Genomic DNA, 15,824 nt, shown 5'->3' on the forward strand with positions numbered 1-15,824 from the left:
AGTTTGTTGATTATGAATGGATAAATTATTATAGAATGGATAAACATTTTATCATCGGGTGAGATGGGTAAATAAGAAATAAGGAGAAATCAAATATGCGAGTTGGAATGGGCTATGATGTTCATAAATTGGTAGAAGACAGAAAGTTGATCCTTGGCGGAGTGGAGATTCCATATGAGAAAGGACTGCTTGGGCATTCAGATGCAGATGTTCTGCTACATGCGATCATGGATGCGCTTCTTGGAGCAGCGGCACTGGGAGATATCGGCAGGCATTTTCCGGATACAGATGACCGTTATAAGGGTGCAGACAGCATGGTGCTGTTAAAGGAAGTGAAGAAGCTTCTGGACGAGAATTTTTTCTTTATAGAGAATATAGATGCGACAGTGATAGCACAGCAGCCGAAGCTTGCCCCATATATAGAAGATATGAGAAAGAATATTGCAGAATGTCTGGAGCTTCCGGTGAACAGGGTGAATGTGAAGGCTACGACAGAGGAAAAGCTGGGATTTACCGGAGCAGGCCTTGGAATCAGTTCACAGGCTGTCTGTCTGTTAGAGACTGTTGGAAACTATGATTATGATGTTATGGGAATGAATCAGGGAGGCTGTGCCGGTTGTCAGGGCTGTCCGGTCAGGCAGTAGGTAGTTTCGGGTATGAATGAAGAAAGATACGATCATATGGATTGTAAATCGTTTGATTCGATCAGGATAGAGATTGCCGGAGCGGAAGATTTGAACGAGATACGAAAACTCTGGAAACAGTCATTTGACGATCAGGATGCATATATGGATTATTATTTTTCAAGTGTAGCAATAAGGAATCAGATCTTTGTGGCAAAGAATGGCTCTAAGATCATTTCCATGGTGCATTTAAATCCATATACTCTTGCTGAGACGACAGCAGGAGTGACAGCATATAAAAAGGGCGGTTATGTTGTCGGAGTTGCGACAGTCCCGGAATTTCGCAAACAGGGAATTATGTCGATGTTAATGAAGTATGTACTGTCATATGCGGCAGAGAATAATTACGATTATATTTATCTGATGCCGGAGAAAGAGATCTATTATAAAGGACTGGGATTTGCTCCGGTGGTAGAAAGCGGCTTTTATAATATAACAGATCTGAAACCTGAGAAGAATAATTATGAGCTTTGTGGGCTGGAAGATATAACAGATGAACAGTTGGAGAGCTTTTCTGAAAAACTGACACAATGCTATAATCTCTTTGTACCACGAACCAGAGCCTATCTGGAGGATCTTGGAATGGAATGTCAGTCTCTATTCGGTGATGTATATATCATAAAGGATGAGAATGAGATAGCGGCAGTATATGGAACTATGTATGATGGAGATTATGCAGAGATCGTTCAGTATTGTACAGATACCGGTTCACTTGATCCGTTGTTATATGGCGTTTGTGAGAGTGGCATCCGGGTATTTCCGGAAATCGAACTGTTTGGAACTTATGCGAATCATAAGATGATAAAGAAAGGTCATGGGATCATGTTTTATGAGCCGTATATGGAGTGCACAGAATTATATAGAAAATTAGATCATATTTTCATAAATGAAGTGGTTTAAAAAAGTATGGATACCATGTATAATAATTATAGAATGTATATACAAAAAGGAGAAATAAAATGACAACAGATGGATATGTAGAACATATAGTGAAAACAAAGACTTCTGCCGGAATCATGGCATTGATCGTACTTGGAGCAATTATCACTGTGGTGGGAGCATTTTTTATGTTCTTTGTACCGGGAGGCGCAATCTTTGGACTTCCGCTTGCGGTTGTTGGTGTGATTATATTTTCACTTGCAATCAATCGAAAAGAGTGTGAGTTTGAATATTTGTTCGTAAATGATGATGTTGAGGTTGCAAGGATTACCGCAAAGAGCAGCAGAAAACAGATGTATCATTTTGAAGGCGGAGAAGTAAAGCAGATCACGACTGTAGATTCAATCTATAGGGATAATGAGCATCAGGCAAATTCCGGTATTAAAACGATGAATTTCACTTCAAAGGATAAGAACACAGAGAATCCTGTTTATTCTTTTATTCTGAATAAGAATAACCGCACAGAGGAAGTCCTGTTAGAGCTTGATGCAAAGACGATTGAACATGTAAAACAATTTTTTAAGGGAAAAATCCGGGAATAGAGAAAGTCAGGAACAGACACATATTTATAAGCAGAAAGACAGATACTATAAAAAGAGGTGCTTGCGATGAAGATTACTTTTTTTAAATATCTGTCTTTGTTTTTGACCGGAGGGATGGTATATTATTTTCTTGAGATATTTACCAGAGATTATTCTCATTATTCCATGATAATTTGTGGGGGGCTGTGTATGATTGCCTGCGGAGGTTTGAATCAGATGTTCCCGAGAATGCCGATTCCGCTACAGATGATTTTATCGTCAGGGATCATAACTTTGTTTGAATTTGTAACCGGAGTTATCGTAAATCTGATCTTTCATGTTGGAGTATGGGATTATTCATACCTGCCATATAATGTAATGGGGCAGATATGTCTGCCGTATTCTGTGCTGTGGATGTTTCTTTCATTGATCATAATATTTGTGGATGATGGAATCAGGCATTTTCTGTTTGGAGAGGAATTACCGGAGTACAGATTATTTTGAATAAATGAAATGAGAGTTTTTTATTGCTGAAGAAGCTGCGACATTTAGAGTAATAAAAAAAGCTTATAACAGATCCGGTCTGAAACCCGGACTTCTGATGATAAGCTTCTTTTATGTGGTGTGAAATTAAATACGAAATTATGGCTGAAGAGGAGTCATCTTAAGTCCTTTATACAGTTTGGTATAAAGACTTCTTTCGTCGGAGTAAAGCATGATTCCCCGTGCACCATCTTTAACAATGTAGGCGTATTTATTCTTCTGTACATTCATGTACAAAACTTCCTCCACATTCAGTTCTTTGGCCTTCACTTTAGCAACACTGACACTTACCGGCTGTAATTTATATTTTTTGATTGCCTGTTCAACTGTCATGATAAACACCTCCATCATATAGTATGCCTATGTTTGTTTGAATATAGTATATTGTATAGATAGCACAAAGTCAACTGTTAATAATGCACAAAAAGGCAAAAAAAGGAAAAAACTTCCGTTATTTTTGATAAAAAAGGAGAGATAAATAGTGAAAAATGCAAACTATTATACTATGATGGAAGAAGAATTGAAGAAAATATCGGATTCCGGCAGTAAGAAGAAGCTTCTGCTTCATTGCTGCTGTGCCCCGTGTTCCAGTCATTGCCTGGAAGTTCTGACCGATTATTTTGATATTACTGCTTATTTTTATAATCCAAATATCACAAGTGATGAAGAATACGGGAAACGCTGGAATGAATTAAAACGCTTTGTTCATGAAGTATATCAGGAGAATGGGGTGGAGTCATATCTGGAAGAGCATGAGAGCGAACGGTTTCTTGAAATGGCAAAAGGAATGGAAGAAGAGCCGGAACGCGGGATACGGTGTTATGCCTGTTATAAACTTCGTCTGGATAAAAGTGCCGCGTTTGCAAAAGAACATGGATATGACTATTTCACTACAACCTTGTCGATCAGTCCACATAAAAATGCAGACTGGCTCAATGAAATCGGAGAAGAGCTGGGTGAGCAGTATGGTATAATGTTTTTACATAGTGATTTTAAGAAGAAAAACGGATATAAACGCTCAATCGAGCTTTCAAAGAAATATAATTTATATAGACAGAACTTCTGCGGTTGTGAGTTCAGCAGAAGAGCGTATGAAGCAACAGAAAAAATGAAGCAGGAAGCTGCTCAGAAATAAGTTGACGAATTTCGATGAAAAAGTGTTGTCTAACAATAACAAATGTGTTAGAATTGACAAAACTAGAAAAAAGAGGCAGATGAGGATCTTTGTATGTGTGCACAGATTCTCTGTTCACTCTTTTTTTTTGAGCAAAAATAGAAAAAAGAAGAAAGGAATTGTATTATGAAAGCTTTTTTGATACTTGAAGATGGACATGTATTTGAAGGCACCAGTATTGGAGCAACCGATGAGATCATAAGCGAAATTGTTTTCAATACGTCTATGACAGGTTACTTAGAGGTGTTGACAGACCCATCCTATGCCGGGCAGGCAGTTTGTATGACATATCCGTTGATTGGTAATTATGGTGTATGTCTGGAAGATATGGAGGCTGATAAACCATGGCAGTCAGGATTTATTGTAAGAGAGATTGCGAAGAAGCCAAGTAACTTCAGAAGTGAACAGAGTATTAACCAGTTCCTTATTAATAACAATATAACAGGTATCGAGGGAGTTGATACCAGAGCATTGACAAAGATCCTCAGAAATCAGGGTACAATGAAGGGCATGATCACAACAAATGCTTCTTATGACCTTGAAGATTGTCTGAAGCGGATCAAAGCATGGGAGATGGGACATGTTGTTCTTGATGTTACATGCAAAGAAAAGAAAGTTTATCCGGGAGATGGCTACAAGGTAGCTGTTATCGATCTCGGTGTTAAGAGAAATATTATCAAATCTTTATTAAAGAGAGGCTGTCAGGTTACCGTATATCCTGCTGAGACACCTGCGGAGGAGATCATCGCAGATGCACCGGACGGCATCATGTTAACAAACGGACCTGGAGATCCAAAGGATTGTAAGGTTACAATCAAAGAAGTGAAAAAACTTTTCGATACAGATATTCCTATTTTTGCAATATGTCTTGGACATCAGCTGCTTGCACTTGCAAATGGCGGCGATACCGTAAAGATGAAATACGGTCACAGGGGTGCGAACCATCCTGTAAAAGATTTAAAGACCGGAAAGGTTTATATTTCAACCCAGAATCATGGATATATGGTAAAAGAAGAGAGCCTTGACAGAAAGGTTGCCGAGGTCAGCTTTATCAATGTAAATGATGGTACAGTAGAAGGTGTTCATTACCTTGGTAAGAATGCACAGACCGTACAGTTCCATCCGGAAGCATGTGCCGGTCCTCTTGATACAGACTTCTTGTTTGATGTATTTATGAATATGATGGAGGTGTCTAAGTAATGCCAAAGAATCCGAATATTAAAAAAGTTGTTGTAATTGGCTCCGGTCCTATCGTAATCGGACAGGCTGCAGAATTTGACTATGCCGGTACACAGGCTTGTCGTTCATTAAAAGAAGAAGGTCTTTGCGTTGTTCTGATCAACTCCAATCCGGCTACGATCATGACAGATAAGGATATCGCAGATAAGGTATACATTGAGCCATTAACAGCCGATGTTGTAAAAGCAGTGATCGAGAAAGAAAAACCAGACAGCCTTCTGCCAACACTGGGTGGTCAGGCAGCTTTAAATATCGCAATGGAACTGGAAGAATCCGGTTTCTTAAGAGAACATGATGTTATGTTGATCGGTACATCTTCTTCAACAATCAAAAAAGCAGAGGACAGACTGGAATTCAAGAAAACCATGGAGAAAATCCATGAGCCTGTAGCACCATCTGAGGTTGTTACAACGGTAAAAGCCGGTCTCGAATTTGTTAAGAAGATTGGATATCCGGTTGTACTCCGTCCGGCATACACCCTCGGCGGAAGCGGCGGTGGTATCGCTGAGAATGAAGAGGAGTTTGTCGAGATTCTGATGAATGGTCTGAGACTCAGCCGTGTCGGTCAGGTTCTGGTAGAGCGTTGTATCGCAGGCTGGAAAGAGATCGAATACGAAGTAATGCGTGATGCAAATGGTACCTGTATTACAGTTTGTAATATGGAGAATCTGGATCCGGTCGGTGTCCATACCGGTGACTCTATCGTAGTAGCACCATCCCAGACATTGGGTGATAAAGAGTATCAGATGCTTCGTACATCTGCATTAAATATTATTTCTGAATTAAATATCCGTGGTGGCTGTAACGTACAGTTTGCATTACATCCAACTACATTTGAATATTGTGTAATCGAAGTAAATCCTCGTGTAAGCCGTTCGTCGGCACTTGCATCCAAGGCAACCGGTTATCCGATCGCCAAGGTTTCTGCAAAGATCGCACTTGGTTATAATCTGGATGAGATCAAGAATGCAATTACCAAGAAGACATTTGCAAGCTTTGAGCCTGCACTGGACTATGTTGTTGTTAAGATTCCTAGACTTCCGTTTGATAAGTTCATCAAGGCAGATCATGATCTGACAACACAGATGAAGGCAACCGGTGAGGTTATGAGTATCTGCACAAACTTTGAGGGCGCATTGATGAAAGCAATCCGTTCTCTGGAACAGCATGTAGATGGTCTTCATTCCAGCAGATATAAGAATATGTCTGACAGTGATATCTTAAAGCTTCTGCATCATGTAGATGACAGACGTATCTTTGTTATTGCTGAGGCGCTTCGCCGTGGCATTACACAGGAAGCAATTCACGATATCACAAAGATTGATCTTTGGTTCATTGATAAGATCAACAATCTGGTTGACTATGAACAGGAGATCCGTGATTCCAAGGGAGATATCTCCAAGGAACTGATGAAGGAGATCAAGCGTGTAGAATTCCCGGATAAGGTAATCGCACAGCTTACAGGAAAGACAACAAAAGAGATCAAAGAGCTGCGGTATGGCTATGGTATCCGTGCATCTTTCAAGATGGTTGATACCTGTGCTGCAGAGTTTGAAGCATCTACACCATACTATTATTCCTGCTTCGACGGTGAGAGTGAAGTAGAGGAAGATCATTCCGTAAAGAAGGTTATGGTTCTTGGTTCCGGTCCTATTCGTATCGGACAGGGTATCGAATTCGATTACTGCTCCGTACACAGTACATGGGCATTTGAGAGAAAGGGATACCAGACCATTATCGTAAATAATAATCCTGAGACAGTCAGTACAGATTTTGATATTGCAAATAAGCTGTATTTCGAGCCGCTGACAGCAGAGGATGTAGAAGCAATTGTAGATCTGGAAAGACCGGATGGTGCGGTTGTTCAGTTCGGCGGACAGACAGCGATCAAGCTGACGGAAGCACTGATGGAGATGGGTGTTCCGATCCTTGGTACAAGTGCAGAGAATGTAGATGCCGCTGAGGATAGAGAATTATTCGATGAGATCCTTGAGAAGTGTTGTATCCCAAGACCTGCCGGAAAGACGGTATTTACCAGAGATGAAGCCTTAGAGGCAGCCAATGAACTCGGTTATCCGGTTCTGGTAAGACCTTCTTATGTATTAGGTGGACAGGGAATGCAGATCGCGATCTCTGATAAAGATATTATTGAATTCATGGATATCATCAACAGACATGTTCAGGAGCATCCTGTTCTGGTTGATAAATATATCATGGGTAAGGAAGTAGAAGTAGATGCCGTATGTGATGGAGAAGACATCCTGATCCCTGGTATCATGGAGCATGTAGAGAGAGCCGGAATCCATTCCGGTGACAGTATCTCTGTATATCCTGCACAGACACTTTCACCAAAGATCAAACGTGTAATTGAAGATTATACAAGAAAGCTTGCAAACAGCCTTCATGTAATCGGTCTGATCAATATACAGTTTATCGCATACAATGATGAAGTATATGTAATTGAGGTAAATCCTCGTTCCAGCCGTACTGTTCCATATATCAGCAAGGTTACCGGTATTCCGATCGTAGATCTTGCAACCCGTGTTATCACAGGTGAGAAGATCAAGGATATGGGATATAAGCCGGGACTTCAGCCGGAAGCAGAATACTTTGCGATCAAGATGCCTGTATTCTCATTTGAGAAGATCCGTGGAGCTGAAATCAGTCTGGGACCGGAAATGAAATCAACAGGTGAATGTCTTGGTATCTCCAAGGACTACAACGAAGCCCTTTACAAGGCGTTCCTTGGTGCAGGTGTAAATCTTCCAAAGACAAAGAAGATGATTCTTACAGTTAAGGACGCAGACAAGATGGATGCAGTAGAAATCGGCAGACGTTTTGCGGCTCTTGGTTATGAGATCTTCTCTACAAAGAGCACATGTAGAATCCTGAATGAGAATGGAGTACCTGCTGAACTGATCAACAAAGTAGAGGAACCATCACCAAATCTGTTGGATCTGATCTTAAGTCATGAGATCGATCTGATCATCGATACTCCGTCACAGGGAATTGAACGAAGCAAGGATGGTTTCGTGATCAGACGTCATGCAGTTGAAACCGGTGTTACCTGTCTTACAAGCCTTGATACAGCGAATGCGCTGCTTACAAGTTTGGAGTCATCCGCAAACAGACGATTATCACTGGTTGACATCAGCGAATTATAAGTATAATATGATACAACCTGACAAAACAGGCTGCTGCATTTTGCAGCAGGCTGTTTTGCGTTCTTAATAGGAGGTGGAATATGCATAACATTCCAAGAGATGAGGTATTTGTGATCGGACATAAGAATCCGGATACGGATTCAATTTGTTCAGCGATCGCGTATGCAGATCTTAAGAATCAGTCAGAAAATAAATATATTCCCAAAAGAGCGGGTAATATCAATAAAGAAACAGAATTTGTATTAAATTATTTTGATGTGGAAGTGCCGGAGTTGATCAAAAACGTGGACACCCAATTGAGTGATATTTCTTACCGACTCGTTTCCGGTGTACCGGGTGATACAACAATGAAGAAAGCATTTGAGATCATGCAGAAGAATGATGCAACGACGTTGCCGGTTGTGGAGAATGGAAAGATTCGTGGAATATTAACTGTCGGAGATATTGCAGAAGCTTATATGTTGAATTCGGAGGACGACATTCTGTATAAAGCGAGAACCAGATGCCGTCATATTATTGAAACGATCGATGGTGAGATGGTTTGTGGAAATCCACACAGCTATATCACAAATGGAAAAGTTATCATTGGAGCGGCTCATGTGGAGTTGATGGAGCATTTTATAAAACCGGGTGACCTTGTTATCTTAAGTGACCGGAAGGAATCCCAGCTGATGGCAATTGAAAAGGGAGCAGGTATGCTGATCCTTTGTCTGGTAGATAAGGTAGATGATGATGTAGTAAAACTTGCAGCATTTAAGGGCTGTTCGATCATCATATCACAGAATGATACCTATAAGGTGGCCAGACTGATCGGTCAAAGTATACCGGTAAGATTCTTTATGGTTCGTGATAATATCATGACATTTAATGAGGATGATTCGGTTGAAACGATCAAAAGCGTAATGTCGAAGACGAGAGTCCGTTATTTCCCTGTCGTAGACAAGAGCGGGAATTATCTGGGATTGGTTTCCAGACGTAACTACATCAATGCCAGAAAAAAACAGGTGATCCTGGTCGATCATAATGAACGTACCCAGTCGGTTGATAATATCGACAAGGCAGAGATCCGGGAGATCATCGATCATCACAGAATTGCAAATGTAGAAACACTTGCACCGGTTTATTTCAGAAATCAGCCGGTCGGCTGTACATCTACGATCATATATCAGATGTACAGAGAACAGAATATTATACCGGATAAGAAGATTGCGGGATTGATGTGTGCGGCTATTTTATCAGATACGCTGCTGTTTAAATCGCCGACCTGCACCTGCGAGGATAAGAATGCAGCATATGCTCTTGCACAGCTTGCAGAGATAAATGTGAATGATTTTGCAATGGAAATGTTCGATGCCGGAAGTAATCTGAAGGGAAAGACGATTGATGAGATTCTGCATCAGGATTATAAGAAATTTGAGATTGACGGACGTACCTTTGCGATCGGACAGATCACATCGATCAATACCAGAGAGATTGAACAGATACAGAAGAGTATGTACGAGTATCTGACCGATTATACAGAAAACGGCTGTGATGTATTTTTGTTTGTAATGACAAGCATTTTAGACGATAGTTCCGGAATGCTGGCATTTGGAGATGAGGCAGAGGAGATCTGTTCCCGTGCGTTCCAGACGAAATTTGTAGATCATTATGCATATCTGGAGGGCGTGGTTTCCAGAAAGAAACAGATTGTTCCGGCACTGGTTCGGGCTGTACAGGAACTCGATCAGCCGGAATAGAATAAAGGCAGAAAGGCAGATGTACAATGAAGAAATATCAGGCAGTTATATTTGATTTGGATGGAACACTTTTAAATACATTAGAGGATCTGGCGGACAGTACAAATTATGCACTTCGTCAGATGAATTACCCGGAACGGACAATCGATGAGGTCCGCCGTTTTGTAGGAAATGGTGTAGAAAAGCTGATGGAGCGTGCAGTTCCGACGGGAACTTCAGAAGATGATACATTAAAAGCACTTGCGATATTCAAGGAGCATTATTCAAAGAATATGTTGAATAAGACAGGCCCTTATGAGGGAGTTATCGATGTGCTTAAGGTGTTAAAAGAAAAAGGAATACCGGCAGGGATCGTATCGAACAAATTTGATGCTGCAGTAAAGGGACTGCGGGATCAGTTTTTTGGAGAGTATATTTATACTGCGATTGGGGAGTCTGCAAATGTAGCAAAGAAACCGGCACCGGATACCTGCATCGAAGCAATGAAGGAAATGCAGATCGGACGGGAAGGTACAGTCTATGTAGGAGATTCAGATGTGGATATCATGACCGCGAAGAACAGCGGACTGGAATGTATCTCTGTTACCTGGGGCTTTCGTGATGAAGAATTCCTGTTAGAACATGGTGCTACCCAGATCATCCATAAGCCGGAGGAGCTGCTCGAATTCTTTTAAACGGTAGAGCTGCTGCCTGACTGATAAGGAAGTTGGATGGGCTTATGAATCGGTTTGATATGAAAGATATGCACTATGCAGATGTACATGGCGGATCAATGTATAAGGAATATGTAAGATGAATATATATACAGCGAATCAATATATAAAGGATACCTTCGGGGAGAAATTATACAAGCTGTCATTAAATGCCGGAACCACCTGCCCGAACCGGGATGGAACGGCAGGAATTGGCGGTTGTATTTTTTGCAGTAGTCTAGGATCGGGTGATTTCAGCCCAAAAGCGGATATGGACATAGATCGACAGATTGAACAGGCAAAACAGCTGGTTGCTTCGAAGTTCAAAGGTAAACATTATATTGCATATTTTCAGTCATTTACGAATACATATGGTGATATCGACCGTTTGCGGGATATTTATAGAAAGGCAGCGATGCGGTCAGACATTGCGGTTATTTCAATTGCAACCAGACCGGATTGCCTGGGAAATCAGGTGATCGATATGCTGCGTGATATACAGAGGATTAAGCCGGTGTGGGTAGAACTCGGACTTCAGACGATACATGAGGAAACGGCAAAGCTTATCAATCGCGGATATCCCATTTCGGTATATGACGAGGCGGTAAAAAAACTCAGGAATCTTGGTGTACATGTGATCGTACATATGATACTGGGACTTCCGGGAGAGACGCAGAGAGATATGATCGAAACAGCAGAGTATATAGGAAAGAGCGGTGCACAGGGCATAAAGCTGCAACTACTTCATGTCCTTAAAGGAACAAACCTTGCTGAATTGTATCAGAATGGAGAATGTTCTGTTTTATCGCTGGAAGATTATACAGAATGTGTTGTTTCGTGTCTGAAGGTACTGCCGCCGGATATGGTGATCCACCGTCTGACCGGAGATGGGCCAAAGAAACTATTGATCGCACCGCTTTGGAGCGCAGATAAGAAAAAAGTAATGAATACGATAAATGCAGCAGTCAGGCAGGCATAGCCCGGGAAACTGATTGCTGCATTTTTGTTGTTTCTATATCTGCTGATTGCAGATAGATGCTGCTTCTAAAAAAGTAGAAGCAGCATGTTTGTAGACATCGGAAAGGGAGTTATATCGTTCAAACAATTCAAAAAAGTCCCAGGAAAAGGTGTGCCCGTAGGTAAACAGACGGAACAATTCTTCGTTTTTTAGATTTTCGAAAGAAGCAAGATCAATGCAGACGAGAAAGATCAGAAATTCAATATTGATATGATAGTATACGGCTGTGCGGAAGATCAGCCGGATATCCGGATAACTGCGGCCATGTTCATAATTGGAATAGGAGGAGGGTGTGAGTTTCAGATGCTTTGCTGCTTCCTGAATGGTAAGATGGTTTCCGGTTCTGAGTGCGGTAAGAGCACTTCCTATATTTGTTTTCGTTGTCATATTAGAAGTTCCTTTCATTTGTAGTTTTACTGTCTGAAATACGAAGATCTATATAAGTGTCGATCAGCTTTTGATCGATGGATGACAGACAGGCGATTTTTGCAGATCGTTCATTGCTCTGTGCATCTGTGGGCAGAGCCGGAACGGCAAGGTATGGATTTTCTTCATAAACTGCTTCCGGCATTGCACCGGCCGGAGCATTCTGGACAGCCAGAGTATAGGCAAACAGAAAGTCGTGCTCTAATATCCGGGACAATTCCATGATATGCTGCATGCCGGGGATGATCCTTCCGGTTTCGTAACTGGCATAGCTGGCACGGGATACAGACAGCTGTTTTGCGACCTGTTCCTGAGTCAGATGTTTCTTCTTGCGGAAATACTTTAATAAGTCAGGAAGTGGATTGTTTTCTTTTTTCATATTGGATTCCTTTCATTTGTTTTTTTTCGATCATAACAGAAAAGGTGGCTGCAGGAGTGTTGATGTAATAACTTGTATGGTTTGATGTAATAACTTGCATGTTTCGGGATAAAAAGTTGCGTTTTTAATATTGATACGGTACAATTACAAAAGTTCAGAAGATAAAAATGGAGGTATAAAAATGAGCCGTGCAGATGATATATTTATTTCAATGTGCCGTTCGATCATAGAGAACGGATACAGTACAGAAGGGGAAAAGGTTCGTCCAAAATGGGAGGATGGAACCAGTGCCTATACGATCAAACAGTTTGGTGTTGTGAACCGGTATGATCTTTCAAAAGAATTTCCGGCGATCACACTTCGCAAGACGTATGTGAAATCTGCTATTGATGAACTGCTCTGGATCTGGCAGAAAAAATCAAATAATATCCATGATCTGAAGAGCCATATCTGGGATAGCTGGGCAGATGAAGATGGCTCGATCGGAAAAGCATATGGTTATCAGATGGGAGTAAAACATCAGTATAAAGAGGGTATGATGGATCAGGTGGATCGTCTGATTTATGACCTGAAACATAATCCATACAGCAGACGTATGATAACCAATATGTATGTGCATCAGGATCTTCACGAAATGAATCTGTATCCATGTGCATACAGTATGACCTTTAATGTGACCGGAGACCGCCTGAATGCAATATTGAATCAGCGTTCACAGGACGTACTTGCAGCAAATAACTGGAATGTGGTCCAGTATGCAGTGCTGGTTCATATGATCGCGCAGGTGACAGGCTTCAAACCGGGTGAACTGGTTCATGTGATCGCAGACGCACATATTTATGACCGCCATATTCCGATCGTGAAGGAACTGATCGAGAGAGAAACCTATCCTGCACCGAAATTTAAAATGAATCCGGATGTAAAGGATTTTTATGAGTTCACAGTAGATGATTTTACGATCGAAGATTATAAGGCCGGACCTCAGGTGAAAAATATTCCAATCGCGATTTAACGGATATTTGTAGTTATTTGAATAAAATTACTAAAAAAAGATTGTATTTTAAGATAAAATTCACAAAAAGTATTTGTCTATTCTAAAAACTTGTGGTACAATTTTCATATATTTTTGGAGGTGCGTTACACATGGAAGATATTATGATTACATCTGGCACAAGTTTTGAAGGATATGAGATCTCAGAATATGGTCCATATAGATTTGTGCAGACAATTTTAAGTTCAAACTTTCTGAAGGAGATTGGTTCATCAATTGCAGATATTGCTACAGATCGAAGCAGCATATATCAGGAGAAGCTGGATGGAGCAATGAATGAAGCAATCAAGTCATTCAAGGAGATGGCCGGCAAGACAAAGTACAATGCAGTTGTAGGTTTCCATACAAATGTAGTAGATTACTCATCTAATATTACATCTGTTGTTGCTGCGGGTACATTGGTTTCTATCAAGAAAGAATATCAGTCCGAATTTGAGAAGAGTGTATTTGTCAGAAAAGAGTTATATGTTAATAACTATTATGACAAGCTTGTTCCAAGAGCTGTAAAGATCGTTCTTGCTTCAGAAGGAAAAGGAACCAGAATATCAGCATGGTTTAATAATTACAATATGGAAGATATCAAAGCAATCAAGGCAGATATTAAATTTACAAATATTTATGGTGATGAGATCACATTGACCGGAGTTGATTTCGTATTTGATAAAACAGGTCAGTCGCTTCTGAAGTCTGATTATATTGAATGTAAGCTTCCGGATAAGTACATAAAGATCATTTCAAGCTCAAAGGTATATATCCAGAAGTATGTAACTTCCCGTGGAGTATATTCCTGCGGAGATGATCCGATCGATGTAGATCTCAGTCCATTAAAGTTCAAAGCCCTTAAGATGAAAAAAGGTCTGGATGCGGTATGTAACTATAAGTCAGACGGACTGGTATGGACCTGTAACTGTGGTCATGTAAATGAGGGCGGAGCAGAAGAATGTGTGATCTGTTCCAGAAAACAGGATGAGATGAAGAACACGGTTTCCTTTAATTATGAGCCTATGATTGAGGAAATGCGTCAGAAAGAATATGTTATGGAGATCAAGGATGTTCTTATGAAGCACATTAAGGACATTGATTCCGGCCTTCGTATGCAGTTGTTGGAAATCATGGAGTCCGGTCTTCAGTATGAGAAGACCCGTGGCAATATGAAGGATACGGTTATTGAAAAGGTAGAGAATCTGTTCCTTGGATTATAAAAATGCAGCAATATGTTCTACAGATAATTGAGCATCTGGAAGAAATGGGATATAAAAAACTGAATCCTGAAAGCAATAACGTATATGGCAGACTGGGAACAGATGCCATATATGTTGTTGTGCTTGGAAGCAGCAGAGATCTGAGGGCAGAAAGCTTACAGAAGTTTAACAGACAGATCATACATGACTTGTCTGCAGACAGTGATAAAAGAATCGAACTGCTTAATATATTACTGACACCGAATGGATTGTTTGATGATTCTGTAAATGAGATTGTTTCAAAGATGAGCAATGTCTGGCTGTTCAGTGAAGACTATGGCAAACTGTATGTGTTTGAAAATCAGCCAATGGATTTTGATGGCTTGCAGCCGGTGCTTGACAAACAGATCCTGCAGGAAAAGGGCAGGAATCTTTCAAGGATCCGTAAAACGTTTGGTGTAATAACACCGATATTGATATTAATCAATATTATTATTTTTGTGATATCTGTATATACAAGAGATGCAGCGGGAAATTCTTGGCTGGAGGAATTGCTTGCGGATAATTTGTATGACGTAATCGTAGAAAAGCAATATTATCGAATCATAACATCCATATTTTATCATTTTTCTCTGATTCATCTATTCAGCAACATGGTTGTTCTGGTTGCGCTGGGAGCGAGAGTTGAGAATCTGATGGGACGGATTGGCTTTCTGATTTCATATTTGTTTTGCGGGATCACCGCTTCAATATGTTCGTTGATCAGCTGTTATCTGGGAAATTATTATACATATGCAGGTGGCGCATCCGGGGCAATCTGTGGATTGATGGGAGTGCTGATCGTATTTGCATTTTTTAATAAAGGACATATTTCAGGAATTTCGTTAAAAGATCTTTTGTTTTTATCCGTGCTCACAATATTAAATGGATATGTTTCAGATGGAATTGATAATGCAGCGCATGTAGGCGGCCTTATCGCTGGACTTTTAGTTGGTATAATTGCGATCCTGATTCATAAGGCTGTTGTAAAAGATAAACCTATGTGATAAAATTAAGAGATGAAAAAATTGTTAGG

16 protein-coding genes are annotated in these 15,824 nt (G+C 40.5%); 13 read left to right on the forward strand and 3 right to left on the reverse strand.

The window, feature by feature from the left end:
• The first annotated feature begins 95 nt into the window (after positions 1-95).
• The 4 genes from ispF to DXB77_RS03755 all read left to right on the forward strand — a co-directional run bounded on the left by ispF (position 96) and on the right by DXB77_RS03755 (position 2,647).
• Positions 96-644: a 2-C-methyl-D-erythritol 2,4-cyclodiphosphate synthase gene (ispF, locus tag DXB77_RS03740; protein WP_117807645.1), complete on the forward strand. Its 549-nt coding sequence runs from the start codon at positions 96-98 to the stop codon at positions 642-644.
• A gap of 12 nt (positions 645-656) precedes the next feature.
• On the forward strand, positions 657-1,583 hold the full coding sequence (locus DXB77_RS03745; protein ID WP_118662693.1) for a GNAT family N-acetyltransferase: 927 nt from the start codon (positions 657-659) through the stop codon (positions 1,581-1,583).
• Positions 1,584-1,642: 59 nt separating this feature from the next.
• Positions 1,643-2,164, forward strand: a complete 522-nt coding sequence (locus tag DXB77_RS03750) for a DUF6106 family protein (protein WP_118614950.1) — start codon at positions 1,643-1,645, stop codon at positions 2,162-2,164.
• Positions 2,165-2,230: 66 nt separating this feature from the next.
• On the forward strand, positions 2,231-2,647 hold the full coding sequence (locus tag DXB77_RS03755) for a hypothetical protein (protein ID WP_021943756.1): 417 nt from the start codon (positions 2,231-2,233) through the stop codon (positions 2,645-2,647).
• A 138-nt stretch (positions 2,648-2,785) separates the two neighbouring features.
• Here the strand turns inward: DXB77_RS03755 and DXB77_RS03760 are convergent, their stop codons facing one another.
• Complete coding sequence (locus DXB77_RS03760) at positions 2,786-3,019, reverse strand: hypothetical protein (RefSeq protein WP_021943757.1); 234 nt, start codon at positions 3,017-3,019, stop codon at positions 2,786-2,788.
• Between the two features lie 148 nt (positions 3,020-3,167).
• Here DXB77_RS03760 and DXB77_RS03765 point away from each other — a divergent pair, with 148 nt between their 5' ends.
• From DXB77_RS03765 to DXB77_RS03790, 6 genes are all read left to right on the forward strand, one after another.
• A complete protein-coding gene (locus tag DXB77_RS03765; protein WP_347475288.1) occupies positions 3,168-3,821 on the forward strand; it encodes an epoxyqueuosine reductase QueH in 654 nt (217 codons plus the stop codon).
• 165 nt (positions 3,822-3,986) lie between these two features.
• On the forward strand, positions 3,987-5,060 hold the full coding sequence (locus DXB77_RS03770; protein ID WP_117807642.1) for a carbamoyl phosphate synthase small subunit: 1,074 nt from the start codon (positions 3,987-3,989) through the stop codon (positions 5,058-5,060).
• Positions 5,060-8,263: a carbamoyl-phosphate synthase large subunit gene (carB, locus tag DXB77_RS03775; RefSeq protein WP_117784906.1), complete on the forward strand. Its 3,204-nt coding sequence runs from the start codon at positions 5,060-5,062 to the stop codon at positions 8,261-8,263. Before DXB77_RS03770 ends, carB begins: the two co-directional genes overlap by 1 nt.
• An 80-nt stretch (positions 8,264-8,343) precedes the next feature.
• A complete protein-coding gene (locus tag DXB77_RS03780) occupies positions 8,344-10,002 on the forward strand; it encodes a putative manganese-dependent inorganic diphosphatase (protein ID WP_117807641.1) in 1,659 nt (552 codons plus the stop codon).
• Between the two features lie 26 nt (positions 10,003-10,028).
• Entirely contained in the window at positions 10,029-10,676 is a 648-nt protein-coding gene (locus DXB77_RS03785) for an HAD-IIIA family hydrolase (protein ID WP_118614953.1), read from the forward strand.
• 118 nt (positions 10,677-10,794) lie between these two features.
• Positions 10,795-11,673 carry a TIGR01212 family radical SAM protein gene (locus DXB77_RS03790; protein ID WP_118662694.1) on the forward strand — a complete coding sequence of 293 codons (879 nt, stop codon included), beginning with the start codon at positions 10,795-10,797 and terminating at the stop codon, positions 11,671-11,673.
• A 33-nt stretch (positions 11,674-11,706) separates the two neighbouring features.
• On the opposite strand, the gene DXB77_RS03795 is transcribed toward DXB77_RS03790, so the two are convergent.
• Together DXB77_RS03795 and DXB77_RS03800 are read right to left on the reverse strand one after the other, a co-directional pair.
• Positions 11,707-12,099, reverse strand: coding sequence for a helix-turn-helix transcriptional regulator (locus DXB77_RS03795; protein ID WP_021943764.1), 393 nt, complete (start codon positions 12,097-12,099; stop codon positions 11,707-11,709).
• A gap of 1 nt (position 12,100) precedes the next feature.
• Positions 12,101-12,517, reverse strand: coding sequence for a helix-turn-helix transcriptional regulator (locus DXB77_RS03800; protein WP_117807639.1), 417 nt, complete (start codon positions 12,515-12,517; stop codon positions 12,101-12,103).
• Positions 12,518-12,698: 181 nt separating this feature from the next.
• Between DXB77_RS03800 and thyA the strand changes: the two genes are divergently transcribed.
• The 3 genes from thyA (at position 12,699) to DXB77_RS03815 (ending at position 15,795) form a co-directional block, all read left to right on the forward strand.
• Complete coding sequence (gene thyA / locus DXB77_RS03805) at positions 12,699-13,529, forward strand: thymidylate synthase (RefSeq protein WP_118662695.1); 831 nt, start codon at positions 12,699-12,701, stop codon at positions 13,527-13,529.
• Positions 13,530-13,660: 131 nt separating this feature from the next.
• On the forward strand, positions 13,661-14,770 hold the full coding sequence (locus DXB77_RS03810) for a heavy metal-binding domain-containing protein (protein ID WP_117807637.1): 1,110 nt from the start codon (positions 13,661-13,663) through the stop codon (positions 14,768-14,770).
• 2 nt (positions 14,771-14,772) lie between these two features.
• On the forward strand, positions 14,773-15,795 hold the full coding sequence (locus DXB77_RS03815; RefSeq protein WP_117807636.1) for a rhomboid family intramembrane serine protease: 1,023 nt from the start codon (positions 14,773-14,775) through the stop codon (positions 15,793-15,795).
• Positions 15,796-15,824 lie beyond the last annotated feature (29 nt).

Source organism: Clostridium sp. OM05-9 (assembly GCF_003481465.1).
Lineage (GTDB): Bacteria > Bacillota > Clostridia > Lachnospirales > Lachnospiraceae > Coprococcus > Coprococcus ammoniilyticus.

Excerpts from the sequence above, each read along its gene's own strand:
- DXB77_RS03780 (WP_117807641.1), top strand. The coding sequence starts at position 8,344 with ATGCATAACATTCCAAGAGATGAGGTATTTGTGATCGGACATAAGAAT.
- DXB77_RS03755 (WP_021943756.1), top strand. The coding sequence starts at position 2,231 with ATGAAGATTACTTTTTTTAAATATCTGTCTTTGTTTTTGACCGGAGGG.
- DXB77_RS03760 (WP_021943757.1), bottom strand. The coding sequence starts at position 3,019 with ATGACAGTTGAACAGGCAATCAAAAAATATAAATTACAGCCGGTAAGT.
- DXB77_RS03785 (WP_118614953.1), top strand. The coding sequence starts at position 10,029 with ATGAAGAAATATCAGGCAGTTATATTTGATTTGGATGGAACACTTTTA.
- DXB77_RS03770 (WP_117807642.1), top strand. The coding sequence starts at position 3,987 with ATGAAAGCTTTTTTGATACTTGAAGATGGACATGTATTTGAAGGCACC.
- DXB77_RS03745 (WP_118662693.1), top strand. The coding sequence starts at position 657 with ATGAATGAAGAAAGATACGATCATATGGATTGTAAATCGTTTGATTCG.
- DXB77_RS03800 (WP_117807639.1), bottom strand. The coding sequence starts at position 12,517 with ATGAAAAAAGAAAACAATCCACTTCCTGACTTATTAAAGTATTTCCGC.
- DXB77_RS03795 (WP_021943764.1), bottom strand. The coding sequence starts at position 12,099 with ATGACAACGAAAACAAATATAGGAAGTGCTCTTACCGCACTCAGAACC.
- carB (WP_117784906.1), top strand. The coding sequence starts at position 5,060 with ATGCCAAAGAATCCGAATATTAAAAAAGTTGTTGTAATTGGCTCCGGT.
- DXB77_RS03790 (WP_118662694.1), top strand. The coding sequence starts at position 10,795 with ATGAATATATATACAGCGAATCAATATATAAAGGATACCTTCGGGGAG.
- ispF (WP_117807645.1), top strand. The coding sequence starts at position 96 with ATGCGAGTTGGAATGGGCTATGATGTTCATAAATTGGTAGAAGACAGA.
- thyA (WP_118662695.1), top strand. The coding sequence starts at position 12,699 with ATGAGCCGTGCAGATGATATATTTATTTCAATGTGCCGTTCGATCATA.
- DXB77_RS03815 (WP_117807636.1), top strand. The coding sequence starts at position 14,773 with ATGCAGCAATATGTTCTACAGATAATTGAGCATCTGGAAGAAATGGGA.
- DXB77_RS03750 (WP_118614950.1), top strand. The coding sequence starts at position 1,643 with ATGACAACAGATGGATATGTAGAACATATAGTGAAAACAAAGACTTCT.
- DXB77_RS03810 (WP_117807637.1), top strand. The coding sequence starts at position 13,661 with ATGGAAGATATTATGATTACATCTGGCACAAGTTTTGAAGGATATGAG.